Source organism: Bosea beijingensis, assembly GCF_030758975.1.
GTDB lineage: Bacteria > Pseudomonadota > Alphaproteobacteria > Rhizobiales > Beijerinckiaceae > Allobosea > Allobosea beijingensis.
Map to the genome: position 1 here is coordinate 2,099,937 of NZ_CP132359.1, position 23,966 is coordinate 2,123,902.

A 23,966-nucleotide genomic window follows, 5' to 3' on the forward strand; every position below is an offset into this window, starting at 1 on the left:
CCCTGCAGCATGTTAGCCTCTCCAAACGTCATTCCGTAATCGGAACGTGGTTGTCAGGGAGGTCGGCATGCCTTGCTCGCTCTGGCGGATAGCGTTCCTTGTCTTCGCACTGTCGCTGCTCTGCGCTGTCGGTACGCGGCCGGCCTTCGCGCAGAAGGCGGGTAATGTCGCGCTCTGCAAGGATGATCGCACCGAGAAGGGGCTCGCGGCCTGCAACGCCCTGCTGAAGGGGCGCCCGGACCGCAAGGTCAAGGCGATGGCCCATGTCGCGCGCGGCCATACCCAGCTCGCGCTCGGCCGTCCCGCCGAGGCGGAGAAGGACTACACGGAGGCGCTGGTCATCGCGCCGAAATTCGCGGCGCTCTACCGGGATCGCGGCCGCGTCCGCTTCACTCTCGGCAACCGTGATGGCGCCATGGCGGATTTCACCGCCGCGATCGAGAACGACCCGTTCGATCCGGACAATCACGCCAATCGCGGTTATCTCAGGCTGCTGCAATACGATTTCGCTGGCGCGGGCGAGGATTTGCGCAAGGGCCTGTTCTGGCAGAAGCAGCACCCGCGCAGCGACTATCTTCTCGGTCTGCTCGCTTATGCCACCGGCCGCTATACCGACGCGGTCGCGCAGATCGACAAGGGGCGCGAAGGCGGCTTCCGCACCTCGGAAACCTTCATCACCCGCGCCCGCAGCCTGTACTATCTCGGCATGTTCGAAGCCGCCGCGAAGGAAGCGAGCGAAGGGCTTGTCGCCTTCCCGAAGCAGGTCGACCTGATCGAAATCCGCGCCCGAGCCCGACTGGCCCGCCGCGAATGGCCGGAGGCGCTCGTCGATGCCGAGGTGGTCGCCGAGGCGCAGCCGCGCTTTGGCCGCGCCTATGCGACGCGCGGAGCGGTGAAGCTCGCGATGAAGGATGTCGCTGCCGCGACCGCCGATGCCGACAAGGCAATCGAGCTCGATCCCGGCCTGTTCGACGCCCATGAACTGAAGGCGGAGATTCTGCTGGCTGCGGGCGATCAGCCCGGCGCTCGCGCCATCCTCGCTCGCTCCGCGGCGCGGACCGACGCCAAGATGGCCTATGATATCGCCTCGCGGGAGCGCCACGCGGCGCGCGTGGCCGAGTTCGACAAGCCGAAGCCGATCGTCGTCGCCGATCTCGACGAGGCCGAATTGAAGAAGCGCTGCGCCACGCGCGACGATCCCTTGCGCATGCAGAGCTGCGACCGCCTCGTCGAAACGGCTGCCACGCCGCAGGACAAGGCCGGCCGGCTGATCGAGCGCGCCAAGGTCCGGCCCTTCGACAGTCAGATGGGCGATTACGATCTGGCCGTGGCGGCGGCGCCCGAATATCTCCCGGCCACCCTGGCCCGCGCCTATGCGCATATGCGGGATTATCGCTACGGCAAGGACCTGACGCCTTTCGACCGGGCCTGGGGCGATGCCGATAGCGTCGTGCGGCGCTCGGGGGCGGACAAGGAGATGTGGGCGCAGGCCATGCTGGCGCGCGCATCCGTCTCCCTGGGCCGCGGCAACTACGAGGCGGCGGTCGCCGATCTCAGCGAACTCGTCGCAAGCGACCCGCAGGCGCGCTTCTATCGCGCGGACCGCGCAAGCGCCTTCCTGATGGCCGGCAAGCCCGCTCAGGCGCTGGAGGATCTGCGCGAGAGGGCGCAATTGCCGACGGAGGTCACCGGGCAACTGGGTGAGGACGATCTTGTCGTCGCGCTGATCGAGACCGGAGCGTTCGACGAGGCGGTTTCCGTGCTCGACAACTGGCGGACCAACCGACTGCCCGGCGCCTATGCCGAGCAGGCTCTGCGGGCGCGTGTCGCGCTGGCACGGGGCGACGTGGCGGCAGCCCGCGAACTGGCTGCGGCAGCGCTCACCGACAACCGCTTCAACATCGCGGCGCAGGCTGTCCGTGGCCTTGCCGCTGCCCGCCTGGGCGATGCGCTCGAGGCGGAATCGGATCTGAGTAAGGTCATCGACGATGCCGCTCCCATTCCCTTCCGGGCCCGCACCTCCGGCTTGACGCCGGGCCATGTCGCCGATCTCTTCCTCTGGCGCGGTATCGCCCGCGTGCAATTGAACCGGGTCAATGCGGCCCGCGGCGATTTCGCCGAGGTCATCAAACGGGCGCCGGACCGGGCGCAGGCCTATGCCGAACGGGCCAAGTTGAACCTGCGCTCCGACAACCCGGCTGCCCTGACCGATATCGCGATGGCGCTGCGGATCGAGCCGAACGAGCCGCGCTGGCAGGCGCTCGCCGCCCGGATCAACCTCGCGACGGGTGATGCGGCCGCAGCGGAGCGCTTCGCCGCCGCCGCGCTCGCAGCCCCCTCGCCGGAAGCGGACATGCTGCTGCTGCGTGCAAAGGCGAGGCTCGGCCTCGGGCGCTTTCCTGAGGCGGCGGAGGATGCGACGGCCCGGCTCGCGGCAGCGCCGAACGATGCCGAGGCCCTGCTGCTGCGCAGCGATGCCCGGATCGGGCAGGGCGATGCGACTGCCGCGCTCGCCGACATCGAGACGGCGATCGGTGTGAAGGCGGGCGACCCACGCCTTTTGCTCGCGAGGGCGGAGCTCAAGGCAAAGCTGGGTGACGTGCCGGGAGCGATCGGTGCCTTCGAGGCGGCAATGGCACGGCCCGAAGCCTCGCTCCAGGCCAATAAGCGTTTGGGCGATCTCTATGCCGGGATCGCCTCGGACCAGCTCGCGCTCGGCTATTACGCCAAGGCGCTGGAACAGCCGGCGCGCGCGCCATCCGATGAAGCCATCCGCGATGCGGCCCGCAACGCCCGCGATGCGCTGATCCGCCGTATGGCCGCGCCGAAATAGGCGCGGGACCGGCCATGCGCGGCATGAATGGTATGGCCTCTGCCCTCTGCCATTGCCGCTCGCGGCAATGGCGCTAATCTCGCCCGCATTGTCCCATCCGGAACGAATGCGAGTGAAACGATGAGCGCCCTGACCCCCGAGGAGAAGAAGGTCACCGAGTGGCTGGCGAGCCGCAAGGAAGGCATGGTCGCGCTGCTGCGCGAACTGGTCGACACCGACTCGGGCTCCTACGACAAGGCCGGCGTCGACCGCGCCGGCGATGTCGTTGCGCGCTTCCATCGGGCGAACGGGCTCGAGGTTGAGATCGTGCCGGACAGCCGCTTCGGCGACGCTGTCCGCGCGCGCCTGCCCAACCCCACGGCCAACGACCAGCGCCCGGTCATGCTGCTCGGCCATCGCGACACGGTCTTCCCGCAGGGCGAGCCGACCCGCCGGCCGTTCACCATCAAGGGTGGCCGCGCCTATGGCCCGGGCGTCGCCGACATGAAGGCGGGCGTGATGATCTCGGCCTTCGTCGCCGCAGCCTTCGCCGAATGCGGCGGCCTGGCCGCGCCGCTCCTGATGCTGACGACCAGCGACGAGGAGATCGGCTCGCCGTCCTCTCGCCCGGTCATCGAGGCTGCCGCCCGCGAATCGCGCTGCGTCTTCAATGCCGAGCCGAGCCGCCTGCCGGCCGGCACCGATTTCGCGAAGGACCACAGGCAGTCGGTCACCAGCGGCCGCAAGGGTGGCGTCTTCATGCGGGCCGAATTCACCGGCAAGCCGGCCCATTCCGGCGCGAATTACGAGAAGGGCGCCTCGGCCATCGTCGATCTCGGCCACAAGATCCCGAAGTTGCAGGGGCTTACCGATCTGGAGAAGGGCATCACCGTCAATGTCGGCCTGATCGGCGGCGGCCAGACGGTCAACACCATCGCGCCCAGCGCTTGGTGCGAGATCGACCTGCGCTATGTCACCGCCGCCCAGCGCGACGAGATGGTCGGCAAGATCAAGGCGATCATCGAGGCGCCGGAAGTTGCCGGCACCAGCGCCGTGCTCTCGATCAAGGGCGAGTTCCTGCCGCTGGAGCGCTCCTCGGAATCCGCCGCGCTCTACGACACCTATCGCGACGCGGCGGCCAGCTTTGGCATCGGCGTCACCGCGGAATTCACCGGCGGCTGTGCCGATTCCGGCTTCACCGCCGCGCAGGGCACTCCGACGCTGTGCAGCGTCGGCCCGATCGGCGGCATGGCCCACACGCCGGACGAGTTCCTGGAGGTCGAAAGCATCGTCCCGGCCGCGCAGGTTCTGGCGCTCGCCGTGATGCGCGCGGCAGCGAAGGTGGAGTGAACGCCGTCAGCGGCAGAGCAGGTCGATCTTGCGGCTGAGCGAAGGTTCGTCCTCGCTCAGCCGGTCGGTCAGCACATGCAGCCAGTTGAAGCCGACCCAGAGTTCCAGGCGATCGTCGATCTCTTCGGGTGAAAACTCGCCGCGCTCGGCGGCGCGCACGAACATCCGGCGCGGTGATGCCAGCCGCTCCGGCATGAACTTGAAGCGCAAGGCGGCGAGCGCATCCTCGCTGGTCTGCGCCTCGGCGATCAAGCCGCGGAAAACGCGCCCCGCCGCATCCTCGCGCCAGAAGCGCCAGAGGTCTTTCGTGTAGCGTAGCAGGTCCGCGCGCAGCGAGCCTTCGTCCGGGAGAGGGATGGCCGCATCCTTCTCGACACCGTAGATCGCGATGAAGAGCTCGGCCTTGTTCGGCCACCAACGATAAATCGTTGGCTTACCCGCGCCGGCGCGCCGCGCGACCTCCTCGATTGAGAAACCTGCATAGCCCTTCTCGGCCAGCAGTTCGCGCGCCGCCGCCTTTACGGCTGCCTCGGTCTCCGGGCTGCGGCGGGCGCCGATCGAGGCGCGGCGCTTCGGCTTCGTCTCCATGTCCCTCTGATCCTGTCAGCTCATCCCCTCGCATCTTGACATAACGAAACGGTCCGTTTAGATCAACTAATAGAAACGAAACGTTTCGTTATACGGAGAAGCCCGATGGCTCTGCCTTTTCTGTCGCGCCTGGCGTCGCGTCTGCGCTTTCTGGTCGTCGCGACCTTGGGCGCCTATGCCGCCATCAATCTCGTACTGGCCGCGCTGGCGCCGTTCACCGCGGGCTGGCCTGTTCTTGGCGTCACGGCGCTGGCCGTACCGCCCATGGTGCTGGCGATGGTCTACGGGGTGATTCCGGTCGCCTTCCGCTTCGGCGCGCCGCGCTGAGAGACCGCGAGCCCGGAGGAGAGGCGACCGAAGTCGACGGCCTCAGAACGCCTCTTCCCAGTCGCGGCTCAGGCGCATCGCGCAGTTGATCAGGCCGACATGCGAATAGGTCTGCGGGAAATTGCCCCAGAGCTCGCCGGTCTTGAGGTCGGCATCCTCCGAGAGCAGGCCGAAGCTGTTGCGGCGCTGCAGGATGCGCCCGAACAGTTCCTTCGCCTCCTCGCTGCGTCCGATCGCATTCAGCGCATCGACATACCAGAAGGCGCAGATCAGGAAGCCGGTATGCATGTAGCCGAAATCGTCCTGCGTGGCGTAACGCAGCAGGAGGTCGCCGCGCTTGAGATCGCGGCCGATCGCCTCGACGGTGGCGACGAAGCGGGCATCGTCGGCCTTGACGAAGCCGAGTTCGGCCAGGAGCAGCAGCGTCGCGTCGAGATCCTCGCCGCCGAAGGTCGAGACGAAATGACCCTTGGCCTCATTCCAGATCTGCTCGGCGATGGTGTTCTTCAGCCGCTTGGCCTCGCCCTTCCAGTAATCCTTGCGGTCGGCACGGCCGAGCGTGCCGGCGATGCGGGCGAGCCGGTCGCAGGCGGCCCAGCACATCACGCTTGAGAAGGAATGCACGGCTTCCTTCTCGCGCAGCTCCCAGGGACCGGCATCTGGCTTGTCGAAGACCGCGATGGCGAGCTCGCCCATGCGTTCGAGCTGGCCGAACAGCGTCTCCTTGCCCGGCTGGATCAGACGGCGATCGAAGAAGGAATGCGTGGCGGCCAGCACCACGGCTCCGTAGCCATCGTTCTGGATCTGTGTCGCCGCGCCGTTGCCGAACCGCACCGGCCTGTGCCCGCGATAGCCTGAGAGGTTGCTGGCCTCGAACTCGTCCAGCGTGCCGCCGCGTGTGATCGGATAGAGCGGTGGCAGGTGCTCGGCCCCGCTTTCGGTGAAGGTGTCGACGATATTGGTGATGAAGCCGAGATAGTCCTCCATCGTCCGCGTCGTGCCGAGCCGGTTCAGCGCATGCACGACGAAATAGGCGTCGCGCAGCCAGCAATAGCGATAGTCCCAGTTACGCTGCGTTCCGGGCGCCTCGGGGATCGAGGTCGTCAAGGCTGCCACGATCGCCCCGGTCTCCTCGAAGGCGCAGAGCTTCAGCGTGATCGCGGCCCGGATTACCTCCTTCTGATACTCGAAGGGGATCGAGAGCGAGCGCACCCAGTCGCGCCAGTAGTCTGTGGTCTTGTCGAGGAATTCGCGCGAGGTCGTCTCGATCTCGGCGCGCAGGGCCTCGTCCGAGCCGATGAAGAAGGAATAGGCCTGGTCGACGGCGAAGGGCGTGCCTTCCACGACATAGGAGAGCGGCGCATTGGTGGTCAGGCGGATCGTCTGGTCGGCGCCGACGAAGCGGACATGGTTGGAGCCGCGCGTGATCTCGTCGGGTGCCTCGCCGATGCCGAGGCTGGGCCTGACCAGCACGCGGATGCGCGGCCGCCCCGAGACGCGCCGGACCCGCCGCACGAGCTGCGGTGGCCGGAAAAAGCGCTCGTAACGCACGAAGCGCGGCGCGAAATCGAGGATCTCGATGGCGTTGCCCTGATCGTCCGAGAGCACGGAGGATAGGATCGCGGTGTTGTCGAGATAGCTCTGCTCGCAGCGCGTCATGCCGACGAGCTCGATGGCGAAGACGCCCTTTTCGGGCTCGGCATCGCCGTCCTCGGCCTGGTTGTCGATCAGCGAGCAGAAGACGGGGTCGCGGTCGAAGCGCGGAAAGCAGCCCCAGACGATGCGGGCGCGGCGGTCGACGAGAGCGGCGATCGAGCAATTGCCGATCACGCCGAGATCGAGCGAGGCGGAGTGATGCCCCGCGGTCGAGGTCGTAACGGTCATGGTCGGTCAGTCCTGCTTGAAGCTGGAAGCGGAAAGGTGGCCGCCTTCGGCGGCTTCGAGAAGGATGTGCCTGAGTACGGTGGGCGAAGCCAGCCGGCAGGTGGCATGGCTCTCGCGATCGGCGCCGATGCGGACGGAGACGCCGCCCATCGCATTGACCGCCTCGAACCCGTCCTCGTCGGTGATGTCGTCGCCGATGAAGACCGGGATGCGACCGGCATAGGTCGGGGTCGCCATCAGCCAGGCGATGGCGCTGCCCTTGCTGGCGCTGGCCGGGACCAGTTCCGCGACGGCCTTGCCCTCCTGCAGGCGCATGCCCGGCCCCATCCGCGCGGCGATGCTGCGCATCAGGGCCAGCGCCTCGTCTTCCAGAGACGGTGCCAGGCGCCAGTGCAGCGCGACCGAAATGCGCTTGTCCTCGACGATGATGCCGACATGACTGTTGGCGAAGCGGACGAGATCGCGCAGCGCCGCGCGCATGCCCTCATGCGTATTGGCCTGTGAGCGGATCTCGTCGTCGGCGCGAATCTGGGCGCCGTGCAGCCCGGCGATGTCGAAGCGATGCGGGGCCAGGACGCCGTCGAGGAAAGCGATCGGCCGGCCGGAGACCAGCGCCAGCGCGCCGCCGAGCTGCGCACGCAGCATCGTCAGCGCCGGCGCCACGCGCCGGTCGAGATTCACGTCCTCCGGGGAGGGCGCGATTTCCACGAGCGTGCCGTCGAAATCGAGGAACAGAGCGATCTCGCGATTGGAGGCAGCGATCTCGTCGGGCCTTGCGGCAATATCGGGTTCGGTCAGGGTCGTCATCATCTCGTATCTGGGCAGAGAAGGCGGCAGAAGAGCGGCCGTCCGGCCAATGATATCCTTTTCTGATTTATCGCTTGGCGATGGCCTCGTCGAAAATCGGGTTCGAGGGGTTGCCTCGATCTGTCGAAAGCCTACCATGGCAGTCGCGATTTCACCGCACGGCTGCCACAGGGCTGCCATGTGACCGCGTCTGCACCACGGAAACATTACGCTTTCGGAAGCGTTCTGTTCCTGCCGCCGATGGCGAAATGCGGGCGGCCCTGCCGGAGAATGCAAAGCCTATGCGTCTTGTCGTCGTTTCCAACCGCGTCACGATTCCCGATCGCCATGAGAAGGTGATGGCGGGGGGGCTGGCGGTCGCCTTGCGCGAGGCGCTGGAGCAGCGCGGCGGCCTCTGGTTCGGCTGGAGCGGCACTGTCAGCGAGAGCGCCTCGACGCAGGTCCGGCAGGTCGAGCGCGGCAATGTCACCTATGCCGTGACCGATCTGAGCGAGGCCGAGCGCCAGAGCTACTATCTCGGCTTCTCGAACCGCGCGCTCTGGCCGCTGATGCATTATCGGCTCGGCCTCACCGAGTTCCAGCGCAGCGACTACATGGGCTATCTCGGCGTCAACCGCCGCTTCGCCCGGGCCCTTGCCGGCCTGATCAAGCCCGACGATCTCATCTGGATTCACGATTATCACCTGATCCCGCTGGCCGCGGAACTGCGCCGGCGCGGGGTGACCAATCGCATCGGCTATTTCCATCACATTCCCTGGCCGGCGGCGGAAGTCATCGACGCCTTGCCCTTCAGCGCGACGCTGATCCGCACCATGGCCGCCTATGATCTCGTCGGGATGCAGACCGAGGTCGACGCCCGCAACCTGATCGGCGGGCTCGTCTCCCTCTGCGGCGCCCGTACGGATGGCAGGCGTGTGCGGCTCGGACCGCGCGAGACGGCGGTGCAGGCCTTCCCGATCGGCATCGATGTCGAGGGCTTCCGCAAGCTTGCCGCCGCCTCTGTTCGCAAGGCGGCGACGCCGCTCAGGGCGACGCGGGAATCGCTCGGCGAGCGCAAGCTCGTCATCGGCGTCGACCGGCTCGACTACTCCAAGGGCATCGTGCAGCGCCTTGAAGCCTTCGGCGAGTTCCTGCGCAATCATCCCGAGGATCGCGGACGGGTCAGCCTGCTGCAGATCGCGCCTCCCTCGCGCAGCGACGTGCCCGAATATGCCGAGCTCGACCGCCAGTCCGACGAGGTCGCCGGCCGCCTCAACGCCCAGCTCGGCGAATTCGACTGGACGCCGATCCGCGTGGTCAAGAAGGCCTATTCGCGCAAGGCGCTGGCCGGCTTCTACCGCCGTGCCCAGGTCGGGCTGGTCACGCCGATGCGTGACGGCATGAACCTCGTCGCCAAGGAGTATGTCGCGGCGCAGGACCCAGCCGATCCCGGCGTGCTCGTGCTTTCGCGGTTTGCCGGCGCAGCCCAGCAGATGAGTGAGGCGCTGATCGTCAACCCCTTCGATTCCCATGAGGTGGCGGAAGCGATCCGCACCGCGCTCGCCATGCCGAAATCCGAGCGCATCCGCCGCTTCGAGAGGCTCTATGCCGTCATCGCGGCGACCGATATCGACTGGTGGACGCGGCAATATCTGCTGGCGTTGTCGGGGGAGAACTCCGCCGCCGAGGCATTGGCCGTCGGCGGGACGCGCAGTGAGCCGCGTTCCGGCGCGCGGCGGGCGGGACGGGCCGAGGCATCGGCCGCGTCATCGCCGCCTCCCGATGCCGGTGTACGGAAGATGTCGGCAGGATCGCGCGGAAAGCGCGGCGCTGCGGGAGCTTCTCATCTCGCCCTGGTGCGACCTTGAGACTTGGCTCTTGGGTCAGGGAAACCACCGAAATCTTGGGGGGATGCTGCGTGCCCCGTTCGCGGCCCTTGCCGAATAAGGTCTTTCGTCGCTAGAAGGCAGCAGGATCGGAGTGGGCGACTCAGGTCTGGACAGGCATCGTATCGTCGATGGCTGAGGAGGCGGGCGGAGGGCTGAGATCGATGCGAGGCGCTCTCGGAGGACCGGGCGTTCTGTTGCGCCGTCTCCGCGAGGTCATGGCGGCGTCGATCAGCCCGCAGGAGCGGCTCGACCGGCTCGTCGTCCTGATCGCCGGCAATCTCGTCGCCGAGGTCTGTTCCGTCTACGTCCTGCGCGAGGACGGCTCGCTCGAACTCTACGCTACCGAAGGTCTCAACCGCGAGGCGGTCCACCTCACCACCATGCGGGCGGGCGAAGGCCTCGTTGGCCTGATCGCGAGCGAGGCCGAGCCGCTGGCGCTGTCTGACGCGCAGGCGCATCCCTCCTTCTCCTACCGTCCGGAAACGGGCGAAGAGGTCTACCGCTCCTTCCTCGGCGTGCCGATCCTGCGCGGCGGCGCCGTGATGGGCGTGCTCGTCATCCAGAACCGGGCGACGCGGCTCTATTCCGAAGACGAGATCGAGACGCTCCAGACCACCGCCATGCTGATGGCGGAGATGATCGCGGCCGGCGGCCTCAAGTCGCTGGCGGCGCCAGGCGCCTCGATCGGCCTCGACCGGCCGATTCACGGCGTCGGCGTGGCTTTGGCCGATGGCGTCGGCCTCGGCCACGTCGTGCTGCATGAGCCGCGCGTCGCGATCACCAATCTCATCGCCGAGAACCCCGCGGCCGAGGTCGGCCGGCTCGAAGCCGCGATCGGCGAGATGCGCGCCTCGATCGACGAACTCGTCGAGCGCGGCGACGTCGCCCATACCGGCGAGCATCGCGACGTGCTCGAGACCTTCCGCATGTTCGCCCATGACCAGGGCTGGCTGCGCCGCATGCGCGAGGTCGTGATGACCGGCCTCACCGCCGAGGCAGCGGTCGAGCGCGTCCAGTCCGACACGCGCGCCAAGATGCTGCGCCAGACCGACCCCTATCTCCGCGAGCGGCTGCATGATCTCGACGATCTCGCCAACCGCCTGCTGCGCACCCTGGTCGGCAAGGCGAACGGCGTCGCTCGCGAGAACCTGCCGGAGAACGCCATCCTCGTCGCCCGCTCGATGGGGCCGGCGGCGCTGCTCGACTATGACCGCGCCCATCTGCGCGGCCTCGTATTGGAGGAGGGCGGGCCGACCAGCCACATCGCCATCGTCGCCCGCGCGCTCGGCATCCCCGCCGTCGGCGAGGTCGTCAACGCGACCGCGCTGGTCGAGGCCGGCGATGCCATCATCGTCGATGGCCAGGCCGGCGAGGTGCAGATCCGCCCGCAGCCCGATGTCGAGAACGCCTACAAGGACAAGGCGCGGCTGCGCGCCCGCAAGCAGAAGCAGTACCAGAAGCTCAAGGAGCTCCCGGCCGTCACGCGCGACGGGGTCGGCATCACCCTGCAGATCAATGCCGGCCTGATCGTCGACATGCCGAATATCGAGGCGACGGCCGCCTCAGGCATCGGCCTGTTCCGCACCGAGTTGCAGTTCATGGTGGCGCAGCACATGCCGACCACCGCCGAGCAGCAGGCGCTCTATGCGGCCGTGCTGGAGGCAGCGGCGGAATTGCCGGTGACCTTCCGCACCCTCGATATCGGCGGCGACAAGGTGCTGCCCTATATGGAGCGCGTCGAGGAGGAGAACCCGGCGCTCGGCTGGCGCGCGATCCGCATCGGCCTCGACAAGCCGCGGCTGCTCAGGGCGCAGGTGCGTGCGATGCTGCGGGCCGGTGCCGGCCGCGACCTCAAGATCATGCTGCCGATGGTCGCGACCACCGAGGAGTTCCGCCGCGCCCGCATGATCATCCGCCGCGAGCAGGCCATGCTGGAGAAGCAGGGGGTGACGCCGCCGCGCGACCTCAGGGTCGGCGTCATGGTCGAGGTGCCCTCGCTGCTCTTCGAACTGCCGGAGATCGCGCGCGAAGCCGATTTCCTGTCGATCGGCACCAACGATCTCATGCAGTTCCTCTTCGCCGCCGATCGCGAGAACAAGCGCGTCGCCGATCGCTTCGATCCGCTCGGCGTCGGTCCGCTCCGGGCGCTCCGGCGCATCATCGAGGCGGCCGCCGAGACCGGTTGCCCCGTCACCGTCTGCGGCGAGATGGGTGGCAAGCCGCTGGAGACCATGGCCCTGATCGGCCTGGGCTATCGCGGCTTCTCGATGTCGGCTGCGTCGATCGGGCCGGTCAAGGCGATGCTGCGCGCGCTCGATACGGTGAAGCTGCGCGAGCGCATGGACTGGATGCTGGCCTCGCCTGAGGGCGCCACCAATCTGCGCCCGCAACTCGCGGCCTTTGCGACCGAGTTCAAGGTCCCGGTCTAGCGACGCTCAAGTTCGCCGTCGCTGCCGCTTTCCCTATCGTTTTACGAGTTCGCTTATGTCCCTCCAGCTTCCCCAGGATCGTCTCGACATCATCGTGGCGCGCCATGCCACGGCGACCGACGAGATCAACCACGCGACCGAGGCGGCACGTACCGTCGAGCTGGCGAAGGAGCTGGCGGAACTCGATCCCGTCGTTGCGGCCATCGCTTCCTGGCGGCAGGCGCAGGTCTCACTGGAAGAGGCCGAGGCGCTGATCGCCGATCCCGCGACCGATGCCGAGTTCCGCGACCTTGCTTATGAGGAGCGCGACGCGGCCCGCGCCGAGATCGAGGCTCGCGCCCGCGAGATCCTCGTCGCCCTGCTGCCGAAGGACGCTGCCGACGAGCGCGGTGTCATCCTCGAAATCCGGGCCGGCACCGGCGGCGACGAGGCCTCGCTCTTCGCCGGCGACCTGCTGCGCATGTACCAGCGCCACGCCGCCCAGAAGGGCTGGAGCGTCGACATCCTCTCCGAGAGCGAGGGGACGATGGGCGGCTACAAGGAGGTCGTCGCCGAGATCAACGGCCGCGGCGTCTATGCCAGGCTCAAGTTCGAATCCGGCGTCCACCGCGTCCAGCGCGTGCCGGATACCGAGGCGAGCGGGCGCATCCATACCTCCGCCGCGACGGTCGCGACGCTGCCGCTCGCGACCGATGTCGACGTCACCCTCAACGATTCGGATATCCGCATCGACACGCTCCGCTCGGGCGGCGCCGGCGGCCAGCACGTCAACAAGACGGAATCGGCGGTACGCCTCACCCATATCCCGACCAACACCGTCGTGCTGGTTCAGGACGAGCGCTCCCAGCACAAGAACAAGGCGCGGGCCTATGAATTGCTGCGCGCAAAGCTCTTCGACATGGAGCGCCTGCGCATCGATGCCGAGCGCTCTGCCGATCGGCGCTCGCAGGTCGGTTCGGGCGATCGCTCCGAGCGCATCCGCACCTATAACTTCCCGCAGGGGCGCGTCACCGACCACCGCATCAACCTGACGCTCTACAAGCTCGACGAGATGATGCAGGGCCTCGTTCTCGACGAGATCATCGATGCGCTGACCGCCGAGCATCAGGCCAAGCTGCTGGCGGCCGAGGGCATGGCGTGAGGCCCGCGCGATGAAACAAAAATCGCCGTCCTGCGTTCATCCGGCATCAACACCAGCGAAGGGGGGACCCTCTCATGATCAAGATGCTCTCGACGATAGCGGTGACCGGGCTTATGGCGCTGGCGATGAGCGGCGCTTCGCAGGCTCAGGAACGCACGTTCAAGAAAATGACCTCGGGTCAGCCGGCCGCGCTGCAGGGCGCGATGACGCAGTCGCAGGCACGCAAGGCGTGCCGGGCCGAGATGGCGGGCACCCGCGAAAGCAAGGCCTCGATCAACAAGAAGATGAGGACCTGCATGGACCTGAAGATGAACGGCAACTAGTCGCCGCTTCGGGGATTGCGAAGCCCGGCACGGGCCTCGCTGGAAACGCACAAGGGGAGGGCGCCGCGCCGACCGTCAGGGAGGCGCGGCGTCTGCTTGCGCAGGCGCTCCTGCGCGCGGGCTTGGTCAGTCCGGGTCTCGATGCCCGTCTGCTGGTCGAAGGCAGTCTCGGCGTCGAGAATGCCGATCCGGATTTGCCCCTGACGGCCGAAACGCTCACCCGGTTGGGCGGTTTCGCGGCGCGCCGCATCGCCGGAGAGCCGGTCTGGCGCATTCTCGGCGAACGCGAGTTCTGGGGGCTGCCCTTCCGCCTGTCGCCGGCGACGCTGGAGCCGCGCCCCGACAGCGAGACGATCGTCGAGACGGCGCTCGCCCGCCTGGTGGAACGCCGCAACGAGAAACTGGAATTGCTCGACCTCGGGACCGGTACGGGCTGCCTGCTGATCGCGCTGCTGAGTGAGCTGACGCAAGCGCGCGGCCTTGGCGTCGATCTGTCGGACGAAGCCTGCCGGACGGCTGCCGGCAATGCCGCTCTCAATGGCGTCGAGGGCCGGGCGACATTCCGGCAGGGGAGCTGGACGGAGGGCCTGGCCGGACGCTTCGACCTCATCGTCTCGAACCCGCCCTATATTCCTTCGGCCGAGATCGCGACGCTTTCCGTGGAGGTGCGCGAGCACGACCCTCTGCTGGCGCTCGATGGCGGCGCCGACGGGCTTGGACCCTATCGCCTCTTCGCCTCCGCGCTGCCGCCCTTGCTGGCGCCGGGCGGCGTCGTCGTCTTCGAGATCGGGGCGGGGCAGGGGCCGGACGTCATCGCGCTGATGCGGGCGGGAGGACTTGAATTCCGTGGCAGTCGTAACGATCTTGGAGGGCATGAGCGGGCGTTGATCTTCACGCTCGCTTGAGAATGCACAGGCTTTTGGTCGATTTCGCTTGGAGAAGCAGCCGAAAGCAGCTATGCAGCATCCAGCCGAAGCTGGTGGCGTCAGAGCCGGGCCTCTGGGCACTTCCCGATCGTACAGGATTTGCTCGAGTTCGGCATTGTTTGCGGGCGTGTTCCCGAGACGGTGCAACTGACAAGCCGGATGGAGCCCCGAAGGCGCGTGGCGCCGATCGGCTCGTGGGGTTGAACCCCCTTTTTGGAAAAGAGCGCGTGAAGACCAGAAACGGCGTATCGCCCCTTCAGGTCACCTTAGCCCGACACAGCGTTGCAACCCGCTGTGCTTCGCGACGCGCATGACGGCACCACGGTTGCTTTGAGCACAGAAGCGCGAGACAGACGCGAATGAGACCAGGTCAGAACCGGCGTATGCGCGGCCGCAATAATAGCGGCGGCGGCAACAATAACGGCAATCGCAAATCTCCGAATCCGTTGCAGCGTAGCTACGAATCCAACGGGCCGGACGTAAAGGTTCGCGGTACCGCGCAGCATGTCGCGGAGAAATATCTGCAGCTCGCGCGTGATGCCCAGTCTTCGGGCGACACCGTTGCTGCCGAGAGCTACTTCCAGTACGCCGAGCACTATTATCGCATCCTGCTCGCGGCGCAGGAGCAGATGGCTCAGCAGTTCGGCCATTCCTTCCCGCCGAATCGCGCCTTCGTCGAAGATGCGGACGAAGGAGAGGAAGAGGGCGACGAGGAGGGCCAGACCTTCCAGCCCGGCACCGGCCCGCAGCCGGAGATGCGCTCCAACGGCTATGGCAACCCCAATGGCTATAACGGCCATGGCGGCGGCCAGCGTGCCGAGGGCGAGGGCGGCGAGGGCCAGCAGCAAGGTGGCCAGCGTTTCGACCGCCAGGGCCGCCGCGAGCGTTTCAACAACGATCGCAACAACAATAACAACGAGCGCCGCTTCGATCGCCAGGATCGCGGCGAGCGTCGCTTCGACCGCAATACCGAAGGCGGCCAGGGCGCTCCCGGCGGTTACGCGCCGCGCCCCGACGCGCCGCGCTCCGACATCCCGGTCAGCGAAGGTGGCGCCGTCGAGGCTGCTCCCGAGCAGGCTCAGGGCGAACAGCGCCGCTTCGAGCCGCGTCCCGAGCGGAGCGAGCGTCCGCAGCGCGAGCGTCGTCCGCGCCGCGAGCGTGAGGTCGAGGCCGATGCGGGCGACGACGTCGCCTCCGCGCTGCCGTCCTTCCTGACCAACCCCGTGCGCGTCGCGGCGCCCGAGCCGGTCGAGGCGCCTGCCGCCGAGCCGGTTGCGGCCGCCCAGGCTGAGCCGGCCGCGGATGGTGCTGAGGCTGCGCCCAAGCGCACCCGCCGCCGCCGCTCGCCGCGCGAGGTCATGGACGCGCTGGGTTCGGAGACGGAAGGCTCTGCCGAGTAATCTCCGGCATCCGCGATTGGATACGGAAAAGGGCCCGAAAGGGCCCTTTTTCTTTGCCTCTGAGATCAGGCGATGCCCAGTTCGACCGGCGCGTCCGCGATCGCCAGGCTGTCGCCTTCGCCGAGCGCGCCATCGGCGAGGACGCGGCAATAGATGCCGCAATCGACATGGCCGTAATTCTTCATCAGCGCCTTCGGGATCTGCATGTCGCGGGCGCCGGTCTCGGGGTCGACATTGGTCGCTGCGCAACGCTCGATCCGCTTGATCACCTGCAGGCGCAGGCCGCCGGGGCCGGTGAGTTCGCGCTCGACGAGCTCGTTCTCCGCCCAGGGCGCGAGCCCGCTGACCATCAGGTTGCCGCGGAAGCGCAAGGGATCGACCGGCTGCCCGAGGCGCTGCTCTAGGTCAGCAACGCTGGCGAGGTTGATGATCGAAACGAAGCCGGAGCGCGAATCGGTGAAGCGATAGGTCGGAGGTGCCGTCAGCAGCTTCGGCTCGCCGCGCAGCTCCTCCGGCATGAAGCCGGTGAAGAAGCGCGAGATCGCAGCGTGGCCCTCGTTGCTGGCGGTCGGCGCACGCAGTACCTCCCGCCCGCCCTCATGGATGACGAGGTCGCCGCTGGCGTCGTCGTAGCGGGTCTTCAGCCGCGCCAGCGACTCGTTGCGCATCAGCATCAGGTACTTGATCTTGGGCTGGTGGACGGGATCGGCGGCATCGAAGCCGGAAGGGCCGTTCTCGATGGCGAAGAGCCGGTCGCCGGGGAAATAGCCGCCGGCCGGGAGCGCGGCGCGCTTCAGCCGTTCCGGCGAGAGCCCCTTCACCGGATAGCGGTAGAGCGTTTCGATGCGCATGGTCGTGTCCCGTTCAGGCAAGGTCGCGGACCATAGCCTTGCCGGCCGATCCTGACAGATCAAATCTTGTATCGGTTTCGATCAACCGGAGGCGTCGTCCTCGCCATCGCTCACCGAACGCTGGCAGCCCCAGCCGGCGAGCACGGCATCGGTGTCATCAGCAACGAAGAAGCGGGCCGCGTCGCGGTCGTAGCCCTCGCCCAGCAGGCGCTCGTAATCGGTATGGAGGTGGCGGACATGGCTGCCGAGCGCCAGCCAGAGCGCGGTCGAGGGCGGCAGCTCCTTCATGTGGCGCCGTTCCGCCAGCGTGACCACGGCCTCGGCATCCGAGAGCGGGATGCCCGGCGCGAGCGCCCTCAACGCCTTGCGAATCGCCTGCTGTCGCTTGGTCCCGGCCATGCCCGATCTGTGCCTGCCGCTTGCGCCAGGTCAATTCTGGGGCGCACCTCTTCCGTTGCGTGAAAGCCACACTATCTTGGAGGGCGAGGGGCGGCCCATTGGGCGCTCCATCCTGACGAAAGGCAGCAGGTTCACGTCGCTACGGGGCGCGGCCTGCGGGCGGAGATAGCTGAATGAATATCGAGAAATATACGGATCGGGCGAAGGGTTTCCTCCAGGCGGCGCAGACGATCGCCTTGCGCGAGGGGAACCAGCAGTTCACCCCCGAACATCTTCTCAAGGCCTTGCTCGACGATAACGAAGGCATGGCGGCTGGTCTGATCGACCGGGCCGGCGGTCAGTCGCGCGTTGCCTTGCAGTCTGTCGATCAGGCTTTGGCCAAGCTCCCGAAGGTCTCGGGCGGCTCGGGTGGGCTCAACCTGACGCCGGGTCTGGCGCGTGTCTTCGACACCGCGGAGAAGGCGGCGGAGAAGGCCGGCGACTCGTTCGTCACGGTCGAGCGGCTGCTGCTTGCGCTCGCGATCGAGAAGGACAGCGAGGCCGGCAAGGCGCTGTCGAAGGCCGGCGTGACGCCGCAGGCGCTGAACGCCGCGATCGAGGCGATCCGCAAGGGCCGCACTGCCGATTCCGCATCGGCCGAGCAGGCCTATGACGCGCTGAAGAAATACGCCCGCGACCTCACCGCCGCGGCGCGCGAGGGCAAGCTCGACCCTGTCATCGGCCGCGACGAGGAGATCCGCCGCACCATCCAGGTGCTGTCGCGCAGGACCAAGAACAATCCCGTCCTGATCGGCGAGCCCGGCGTCGGCAAGACCGCCATCGCCGAGGGTTTGGCGCTGCGCATCGTCAATGGCGACGTGCCCGAGAGCCTGAAGGACAAGGAATTGCTCGCTCTCGATATGGGCTCGCTGATCGCCGGCGCGAAATATCGCGGCGAGTTCGAGGAGCGGCTGAAGGCTGTGCTGACCGAGGTCTCGTCCTCGGATGGCGGGGTCATCCTGTTCATCGACGAGATGCATACCTTGGTTGGCGCCGGCAAGACCGATGGCGCGATGGATGCGTCGAACCTGCTGAAGCCGGCTCTGGCGCGGGGCGAGTTGCACTGCGTCGGCGCGACCACGCTCGACGAGTACCGCAAATATGTCGAGAAGGACGCGGCCTTGGCGCGGCGCTTCCAGCCGGTCTTCGTCGAGGAACCCACGGTCGAGGACACCATCTCGATCCTGCGCGGCCTCAAGGAGAAATACGAGCAGCATCACCGCGTCCGCATCACGGATTCGGCGCTTGTCTCGGCTGCGACCCTGTCGAACCGCTACATCACCGATCGCTTCCTGCCGGACAAGGCGATCGACCTGGTCGACGAGGCCGGGGCGCGCCTGCGCATGCAGGTCGATTCCAAGCCCGAGGAGCTGGATTCGATCGATCGCGAAATCGTCCGTCTCAAGATCGAGCAGGAGGCGCTCAAGAAGGAGAGCGATGCCGGCTCGAAGGAGCGGCTGAAGCGGCTGGAATCCGAGCTGGCCGATCTGGAGACGCGCTCCGACACGATCACCACCAAGTGGAAGGCCGAGAAGGACAAGCTCGGTCACGCCGCGGAGATCAAGACCAAGCTCGACAATGCCCGCAACGAGCTCGCCCAGGCGCAGCGCAAGGGCGAGTATCAGCGCGCGGGCGAGCTCGCCTATGGCGAGATCCCTGGGCTTGAGAAGCGTCTGGCCGAGATCGAGGAGAAGGGTGACAGCGCCGGCATGGTCGAGGAGGCGGTGACGCCCGATCACGTTGCCGCCGTCGTCTCGCGCTGGACCGGCGTGCCGGTCGACCGGATGCTTGAGGGTGAGAAGGAGAAGCTGCTCCGCATGGAGGAGGTTCTCGGCGCTCGCGTCGTCGGGCAGCACGAAGCGGTGGAGGCGGTCTCGACCGCGGTCCGTCGCGCTCGTGCCGGGTTGCAGGATCCGAACCGCCCGATCGGCTCCTTCATGTTCCTCGGCCCCACTGGCGTCGGCAAGACCGAGCTGACCAAGGCCCTGGCCTCGTTCCTGTTCGACGACGACACCGCGCTCGTGCGCATCGACATGTCCGAGTACATGGAGAAGCATTCGGTCGCTCGCCTCATCGGCGCTCCTCCCGGCTATGTCGGCTATGAGGAGGGCGGGGCGCTGACGGAGGCCGTGCGGCGCCGGCCCTATCAGGTCGTGCTGTTCGACGAGGTCGAGAAGGCGCATCCGGACGTCTTCAACGTCCTGCTGCAGGTGCTCGATGACGGCCGCCTGACCGATGGTCAGGGCCGCACCGTCGATTTCCGCAACGTGCTGATCATCATGACCTCGAACCTGGGTTCGGAGTTCCTGGTGAACCAGCCCGAGGGGCAGGACAGCGACGCGGTTCGCGACGAGGTCATGGGCGTGGTCCGCCACGCCTTCCGGCCCGAGTTCCTGAACCGGATCGACGACATCATCCTGTTCCATCGCCTCAGGCGGAAGGACATGGACGCGATCGTCGATATCCAGATGGCCCGGCTCCAGAAGCTGCTGACCGATCGCAAGATCACGCTCGAGCTCTCGAAGGAGGCGCGCGAGTGGCTGGCCGACAAGGGCTACGACCCGGCTTACGGCGCGCGCCCGCTGAAGCGCGTGATCCAGAAGTCGGTGCAGGACCCGCTGGCGGAAGCGATCCTCGCGGGCGAGATCGTCGATGGCGAGGATGTGCCGATCACCGTGGGGCCGGGTTCTCTGATGCTGGGCTCGGTCGCGGCGGTGAAGGAGAAGCGGCCGGCCGGCGTCGCGCTGAACTGAGCCTTCCGTTCCGGATGAAGGACGACGCCCTCGAGGTCTCCTCGGGGGCGTTTCCCTATCGGGTCACGTTTTCGCCGAACCTCCCGCGTTATGCTGCGTTGCGAAGTGATCGAAACCAACGTGCTGCGCGAGGCTCATGACGCTCCATGACATTTTCATCGCGATCGGTGGTTATCTCGGCTTCCTGCCGAACTGGCTGATCAGCCTCATCCTGTTTGCACTGGCCATCGCGCTTGGCATCTTCGTCCATCGCGTCGCCTTCGCGATCGTGACGCGGATCGTCAGCGGGATGGACCTGTTCTGGCGCTCGCTGGTCTCGCGCACGCATGGCCCGACACGGTTTGCGATCATCATCCTCGCGCTCGGCTTCGCCGCGCGGGTCGCTCCGTTGACGCCGGATCAGGCCGAGTTGCTCAAGCAGGTTCTCCTGATCGGCTTCATCGTCCTGCTCGGCTGGATCGCGAAGACGGCCCTGCATATCTGGACCACCGTCTATCTCCGTCGTTTCAAGCTCGATGCCGACGACAATCTGCTGGCGCGCAAGCACGTCACCCAGACCCGGATCCTGCGGCGCGTGGTCGAACTCGTCATCCTGCTCCTGACGGTCGCATCTGTGCTGATGAGCTTCGACGGCGTCAGGCAGTATGGCGTGAGCTTGTTGGCTTCTGCCGGCGCCGCTGGCATCGTCGCCGGCCTGGCGTTGCAGCCGCTCTTGAAGAACATCTTCGCCGGCATCCAGCTCGCCGTCACCCAGCCGATCCGCATCGACGATGCGCTGCTGGTTGAAGGCGAATGGGGCAATGTCGAGGAGATCACCTCGACCTATGTCGTGCTGCGGCTCTGGGACTGGCGCCGGCTGATCCTGCCGCTGAGCTACTTCATCGAGAAGCCCTTTCAGAACTGGACCCGCGAGGAATCGGCGCTGATCGGCACGGTGATGATCTATCTCGACTATCGCGCGCCGGTTACGGTCATCCGCGAGAAGGTCGCCGAGATCGCCAAGGCGACGCCGCTCTGGGACGGGCGTGTGCTGGCGGTGCAGGTCACGGATTTCCGGCAGAACACGATGGAGCTACGCATTCTCGCCAGCGCGCGCACTTCGCCGCGCGTCTTCGACCTGCGCTGTGAAGTCCGCGAGAAGCTGGTCGATTTCCTGCAGCGCCACCATCCCGAGGCATTGCCGGTCGTTCGCGCCGAGGCGGATAAGACGGGTGAGCGAAACACCGCGCGGGCACTCGCCTCGGCGGGTTGATCGCTTCTCAGCCGCGCTTGAGCAGAAACACCGCCTGCGCGCCGAACAGGTTCCAGAACCACCAGGGCGCGTTGACGCCGACCTTGCCGCCGGCAGCATCGAGCGCGACTGCGCGCTCCTTTTTGGCGCCGATCTGGTCGCAGAGCGTGACGAAGTCCCGGATCGTGCAGAAATGGATGTTGGGTGTGTCCCACCAGGCATAGGGCAGGGATTCGGTCACCGGCATTCGCCCCTGGAAGAAGACCTGCGAGCGCATCCGCCAATGCCCGAAGTTGGGGAAGGAGACGATGGCGTGCCGGCCGATGCGCAGCATCTGCTCCAGCACGAGGCGCGGATTGCGCGTCGCCTGGATCGTCTGGGACAGGATGACGTAATCGAACGAGTCGTCGGGGTAGTCGCCTAGATCGGTATCGGCGTCGCCCTGGATCACCGAGAGACCGCGCGCCACGCAACCGGCGACGCCCTCGCGTGAGAGTTCGATCCCGCGTGCATCGACCTGGCGGCTCTCGGCCAGCAGCGCGAGCAGGGCGCCATCGCCGCAGCCGACATCGAGCACGCGCGTGCCGGGCTGCACCATCTCGGCGACGAGCTTGAGGTCGATGCGGTTGGTCTGGTTGTCGCTGAAGGCCATCGTTTAAAGTCCGCGTGCCCGGGCCGCCGCGCCGATGAAGCCGCGCGTCGTGGCGAAGAGATTGGGCTCTTCCAGCAGGAAGGCGTCGTGACCCTTGTCGCTCTCCAGCTCGACGAAGGAGACCGAGGCGCCGGCCGCGTTCAGCGCATGCACGATCGCGCGCGAATCCGCTGTCGGGAACAGCCAGTCCGAGGTGAAGGAGGCCACGCAGAAGCGCGTCTTCGTGCCTGCGAAAGCCCGGGCCAGCACGCCGTCATGATCGGCGGCGAGGTCGAAATAATCCATCGCCCGCGTCACGTAGAGATAGGAATTGGCGTCGAAGCGCTCGACGAAGCTCAGCCCCTGGTGGCGGAGATAGCTCTCCACCTGAAAGTCTGCATCGAAGGAGAAGGTCGGCGCCTCCCGGTCCTGCAGCTTGCGGCCGAACTTGCGGTGCAGAGCCTGCTCCGAGAGATAGGTGATGTGCGCGCCCATCCGCGCGACCGAGAGCCCCTTGGCCGGGCGCGTGCCTTCTTCGAGATAGCGCCCCTGCCGCCATTCGGGATCGGCCATCACCGCCTGCCGGCCGACCTCGTGGAAGGCGATGTTCTGGGCCGAGTGCTTGGCGCCGGTCGCCAGCGGTAGCGCCGAGAACACGCGGTTCGGATAGCTCGCCGCCCATTGCAGCACCTGCATGCCGCCCATCGAGCCACCGGCGACGCAGAACAGAGTTTCGATACCCAGCGAGTCGACGAGCGCGGCCTGCGCCCGCACCATGTCGCGGATGGTCACGACCGGGAAGGACAGACCCCATGGCTTGCCGGTTGTCGGGTCGGTGGAAGCCGGCCCGGTCGTGCCGGTACAGCCGCCGATGACATTGGCTGAGATCACGAAGAAGCGGTCGGTATCGACAGGCTTGCCCGGCCCGATCATCGCGGTCCACCAGCCGCCCTTGCCGGTGATCGGGTTGCGGCTCGCGACATATTGGTCGCCGGTCAGCGCGTGGCAGACGAGAATGGCGTTCGACTTGTCGGCGTTCAACGTGCCGTAGGTCTGGTAGGCGATCTGCCAGTGGTCGAGCACGACGCCGCAATCCATCAGCAAGGGCGTGTCGGGCCCGAAGCGCGCGACCGGACTGGACGGCTCGTTCGCCTCCTTCTGCGGATCGGCCAGGCTGGGGGAGAGATCGCTCATATCGTCCGCTTCGACAGTAGGATTTGTCTTGCCGGTCCAGGCGTTCGGAAAATCGAACTCTAGCGATGACTTGCCGAAGCGCTCCTGTCAACGCGGGACTGCGCAGCCGGCTTTGCCAAGGCGCGGCGGGAGCGCTAAGGAGCGTGGCCTTGCCGGAAAGCGCGTTGCCATGACCGAAGCCGCCCCCACCACCCTCGCCGATCTGCGCGCGGGTATCGATCGTATCGACAGCGAGATGCATGCGCTGCTGATGGAGCGTTCGCAGATCATCGAGACGCTGATCTCGATCAAGAAGACCCAAGCCTCGGGTTCTGCTTTCCGTCCCGGCCGCGAGGCCGACATCATGAAGCGCCTCGCGCTCAGCCATAAGGGCCTGCTGCCGCTCGACACGGTCGAGAGCGTCTGGCGCATCATCATCGCGACCTTCACCTATGTGCAGGCGAACTATTCCGTTCACGCCGACACGTCCGGCGGCGATGCGGCGATGCGCGATTCCGCCCGCTTCCATTTCGGCTTCACCGTGCCCTACCTCCCGCATGAGGATGCGCGCTCCGTCATCCGGGCCGTGGCGGAATCGGCCGGCGATCTCGGCATCTTCCGCATGGACCAGGGCGCCAGCGCCGGCATCTGGTGGCGCGACCTGATCGGGCCGGATGCGCCCAAGATCATCGCGCGCCTGCCTTTTGTCGAGCGGCCGAACCATCCGGCGGGAACACCGGTCTACTGCATCGCCAAGCCATTGGCGGACGCTGCCGTGCGCGAGATCGTGCTTTACGCCGCCCGCGTCGAACGCTGGTCTGAAAACCTGCGCCACGGCCTCGCCGAGCATCTGGCGGAGGTCTCGGCCTCTGCCGCCGACGGCTCGCATCTCTCGCTTCTGGTCGCGGCCTCCGGCGAGGTCGACCAGGCCGCGATCCGGCAGGCGCTCGTGCCGGCGGGCCTCAGCGACTTCGCCGAGGTTGGCAGCCACGCCGCCCGCTTCTCCGTCAAATCCGCCCGCTGAACGGGCTGGC

Annotated in this window: 19 protein-coding genes; 12 read left to right on the forward strand and 7 right to left on the reverse strand. The window is 67.0% G+C overall.

The annotated features are described in order from the left end of the window. Positions 1–67 precede the first annotated feature (67 nt). Both Q9235_RS10140 and Q9235_RS10145 read left to right on the forward strand, forming a co-directional pair. On the forward strand, positions 68–2,833 hold the full coding sequence (locus tag Q9235_RS10140; protein WP_306226854.1) for a tetratricopeptide repeat protein: 2,766 nt from the start codon (positions 68–70) through the stop codon (positions 2,831–2,833). Between the two features lie 120 nt (positions 2,834–2,953). Then, entirely contained in the window at positions 2,954–4,162 is a 1,209-nt protein-coding gene (locus Q9235_RS10145; RefSeq protein ID WP_306226856.1) for a M20 family metallopeptidase, read from the forward strand. A gap of 6 nt (positions 4,163–4,168) precedes the next feature. Here the strand turns inward: Q9235_RS10145 and Q9235_RS10150 are convergent, their stop codons facing one another. Beyond that, positions 4,169–4,750 carry a TetR/AcrR family transcriptional regulator gene (locus tag Q9235_RS10150; RefSeq protein WP_306226859.1) on the reverse strand — a complete coding sequence of 194 codons (582 nt, stop codon included), beginning with the start codon at positions 4,748–4,750 and terminating at the stop codon, positions 4,169–4,171. A 105-nt stretch (positions 4,751–4,855) separates the two neighbouring features. Here Q9235_RS10150 and Q9235_RS10155 point away from each other — a divergent pair, with 105 nt between their 5' ends. Beyond that, positions 4,856–5,077, forward strand: a complete 222-nt coding sequence (locus Q9235_RS10155; RefSeq protein ID WP_306226861.1) for a putative antibiotic biosynthesis monooxygenase — start codon at positions 4,856–4,858, stop codon at positions 5,075–5,077. 42 nt (positions 5,078–5,119) lie between these two features. Here Q9235_RS10155 and Q9235_RS10160 read toward each other — a convergent pair whose 3' ends face one another. Further along, positions 5,120–6,961 (reverse strand): glycoside hydrolase family 15 protein, encoded by a 1,842-nt coding sequence (locus Q9235_RS10160; RefSeq protein WP_306226863.1) that lies wholly within the window; start codon positions 6,959–6,961, stop codon positions 5,120–5,122. A gap of 6 nt (positions 6,962–6,967) precedes the next feature. Beyond that, positions 6,968–7,771, reverse strand: a complete 804-nt coding sequence (otsB, locus tag Q9235_RS10165) for a trehalose-phosphatase (protein ID WP_306226867.1) — start codon at positions 7,769–7,771, stop codon at positions 6,968–6,970. Positions 7,772–8,049: 278 nt separating this feature from the next. On the opposite strand from otsB, the gene otsA reads away from it, so the two are divergent. The 6 genes from otsA to Q9235_RS10195 all read left to right on the forward strand — a co-directional run bounded on the left by otsA (position 8,050) and on the right by Q9235_RS10195 (position 15,855). Further along, positions 8,050–9,615 carry an alpha,alpha-trehalose-phosphate synthase (UDP-forming) gene (gene otsA, locus Q9235_RS10170; RefSeq protein WP_306226869.1) on the forward strand — a complete coding sequence of 522 codons (1,566 nt, stop codon included), beginning with the start codon at positions 8,050–8,052 and terminating at the stop codon, positions 9,613–9,615. Between the two features lie 182 nt (positions 9,616–9,797). Next, a complete protein-coding gene (gene ptsP, locus Q9235_RS10175; protein WP_306226872.1) occupies positions 9,798–12,065 on the forward strand; it encodes a phosphoenolpyruvate--protein phosphotransferase in 2,268 nt (755 codons plus the stop codon). A 55-nt stretch (positions 12,066–12,120) separates the two neighbouring features. Continuing rightward, positions 12,121–13,206: a peptide chain release factor 1 gene (gene prfA / locus Q9235_RS10180; RefSeq protein ID WP_306226875.1), complete on the forward strand. Its 1,086-nt coding sequence runs from the start codon at positions 12,121–12,123 to the stop codon at positions 13,204–13,206. Between the two features lie 74 nt (positions 13,207–13,280). Then, positions 13,281–13,529 (forward strand): hypothetical protein, encoded by a 249-nt coding sequence (locus tag Q9235_RS10185; protein WP_306226877.1) that lies wholly within the window; start codon positions 13,281–13,283, stop codon positions 13,527–13,529. A gap of 122 nt (positions 13,530–13,651) precedes the next feature. Then, positions 13,652–14,434: a peptide chain release factor N(5)-glutamine methyltransferase gene (gene prmC / locus Q9235_RS10190; RefSeq protein WP_422678307.1), complete on the forward strand. Its 783-nt coding sequence runs from the start codon at positions 13,652–13,654 to the stop codon at positions 14,432–14,434. Positions 14,435–14,838: 404 nt separating this feature from the next. Beyond that, a complete protein-coding gene (locus Q9235_RS10195; protein ID WP_306226879.1) occupies positions 14,839–15,855 on the forward strand; it encodes a DUF4167 domain-containing protein in 1,017 nt (338 codons plus the stop codon). 65 nt (positions 15,856–15,920) lie between these two features. On the opposite strand, the gene Q9235_RS10200 is transcribed toward Q9235_RS10195, so the two are convergent. Next, positions 15,921–16,706 carry an MOSC domain-containing protein gene (locus Q9235_RS10200; RefSeq protein WP_306226881.1) on the reverse strand — a complete coding sequence of 262 codons (786 nt, stop codon included), beginning with the start codon at positions 16,704–16,706 and terminating at the stop codon, positions 15,921–15,923. An 81-nt stretch (positions 16,707–16,787) separates the two neighbouring features. Then, positions 16,788–17,105: a DUF2293 domain-containing protein gene (locus Q9235_RS10205; RefSeq protein WP_306226883.1), complete on the reverse strand. Its 318-nt coding sequence runs from the start codon at positions 17,103–17,105 to the stop codon at positions 16,788–16,790. Between the two features lie 173 nt (positions 17,106–17,278). Between Q9235_RS10205 and clpB the strand changes: the two genes are divergently transcribed. Together clpB and Q9235_RS10215 are read left to right on the forward strand one after the other, a co-directional pair. Beyond that, positions 17,279–19,897: an ATP-dependent chaperone ClpB gene (gene clpB, locus Q9235_RS10210; protein ID WP_306226885.1), complete on the forward strand. Its 2,619-nt coding sequence runs from the start codon at positions 17,279–17,281 to the stop codon at positions 19,895–19,897. Positions 19,898–20,033: 136 nt separating this feature from the next. After that, positions 20,034–21,149, forward strand: coding sequence for a mechanosensitive ion channel family protein (locus Q9235_RS10215; RefSeq protein WP_306226887.1), 1,116 nt, complete (start codon positions 20,034–20,036; stop codon positions 21,147–21,149). Positions 21,150–21,156: 7 nt separating this feature from the next. Here Q9235_RS10215 and metW read toward each other — a convergent pair whose 3' ends face one another. Continuing rightward, entirely contained in the window at positions 21,157–21,780 is a 624-nt protein-coding gene (gene metW, locus Q9235_RS10220; protein ID WP_306226889.1) for a methionine biosynthesis protein MetW, read from the reverse strand. A 3-nt stretch (positions 21,781–21,783) separates the two neighbouring features. Next, on the reverse strand, positions 21,784–22,953 hold the full coding sequence (gene metX / locus Q9235_RS10225; RefSeq protein ID WP_306226891.1) for a homoserine O-acetyltransferase MetX: 1,170 nt from the start codon (positions 22,951–22,953) through the stop codon (positions 21,784–21,786). Between the two features lie 169 nt (positions 22,954–23,122). Here metX and Q9235_RS10230 point away from each other — a divergent pair, with 169 nt between their 5' ends. Then, a complete protein-coding gene (locus Q9235_RS10230; RefSeq protein WP_306226892.1) occupies positions 23,123–23,956 on the forward strand; it encodes a chorismate mutase in 834 nt (277 codons plus the stop codon). Positions 23,957–23,966 lie beyond the last annotated feature (10 nt).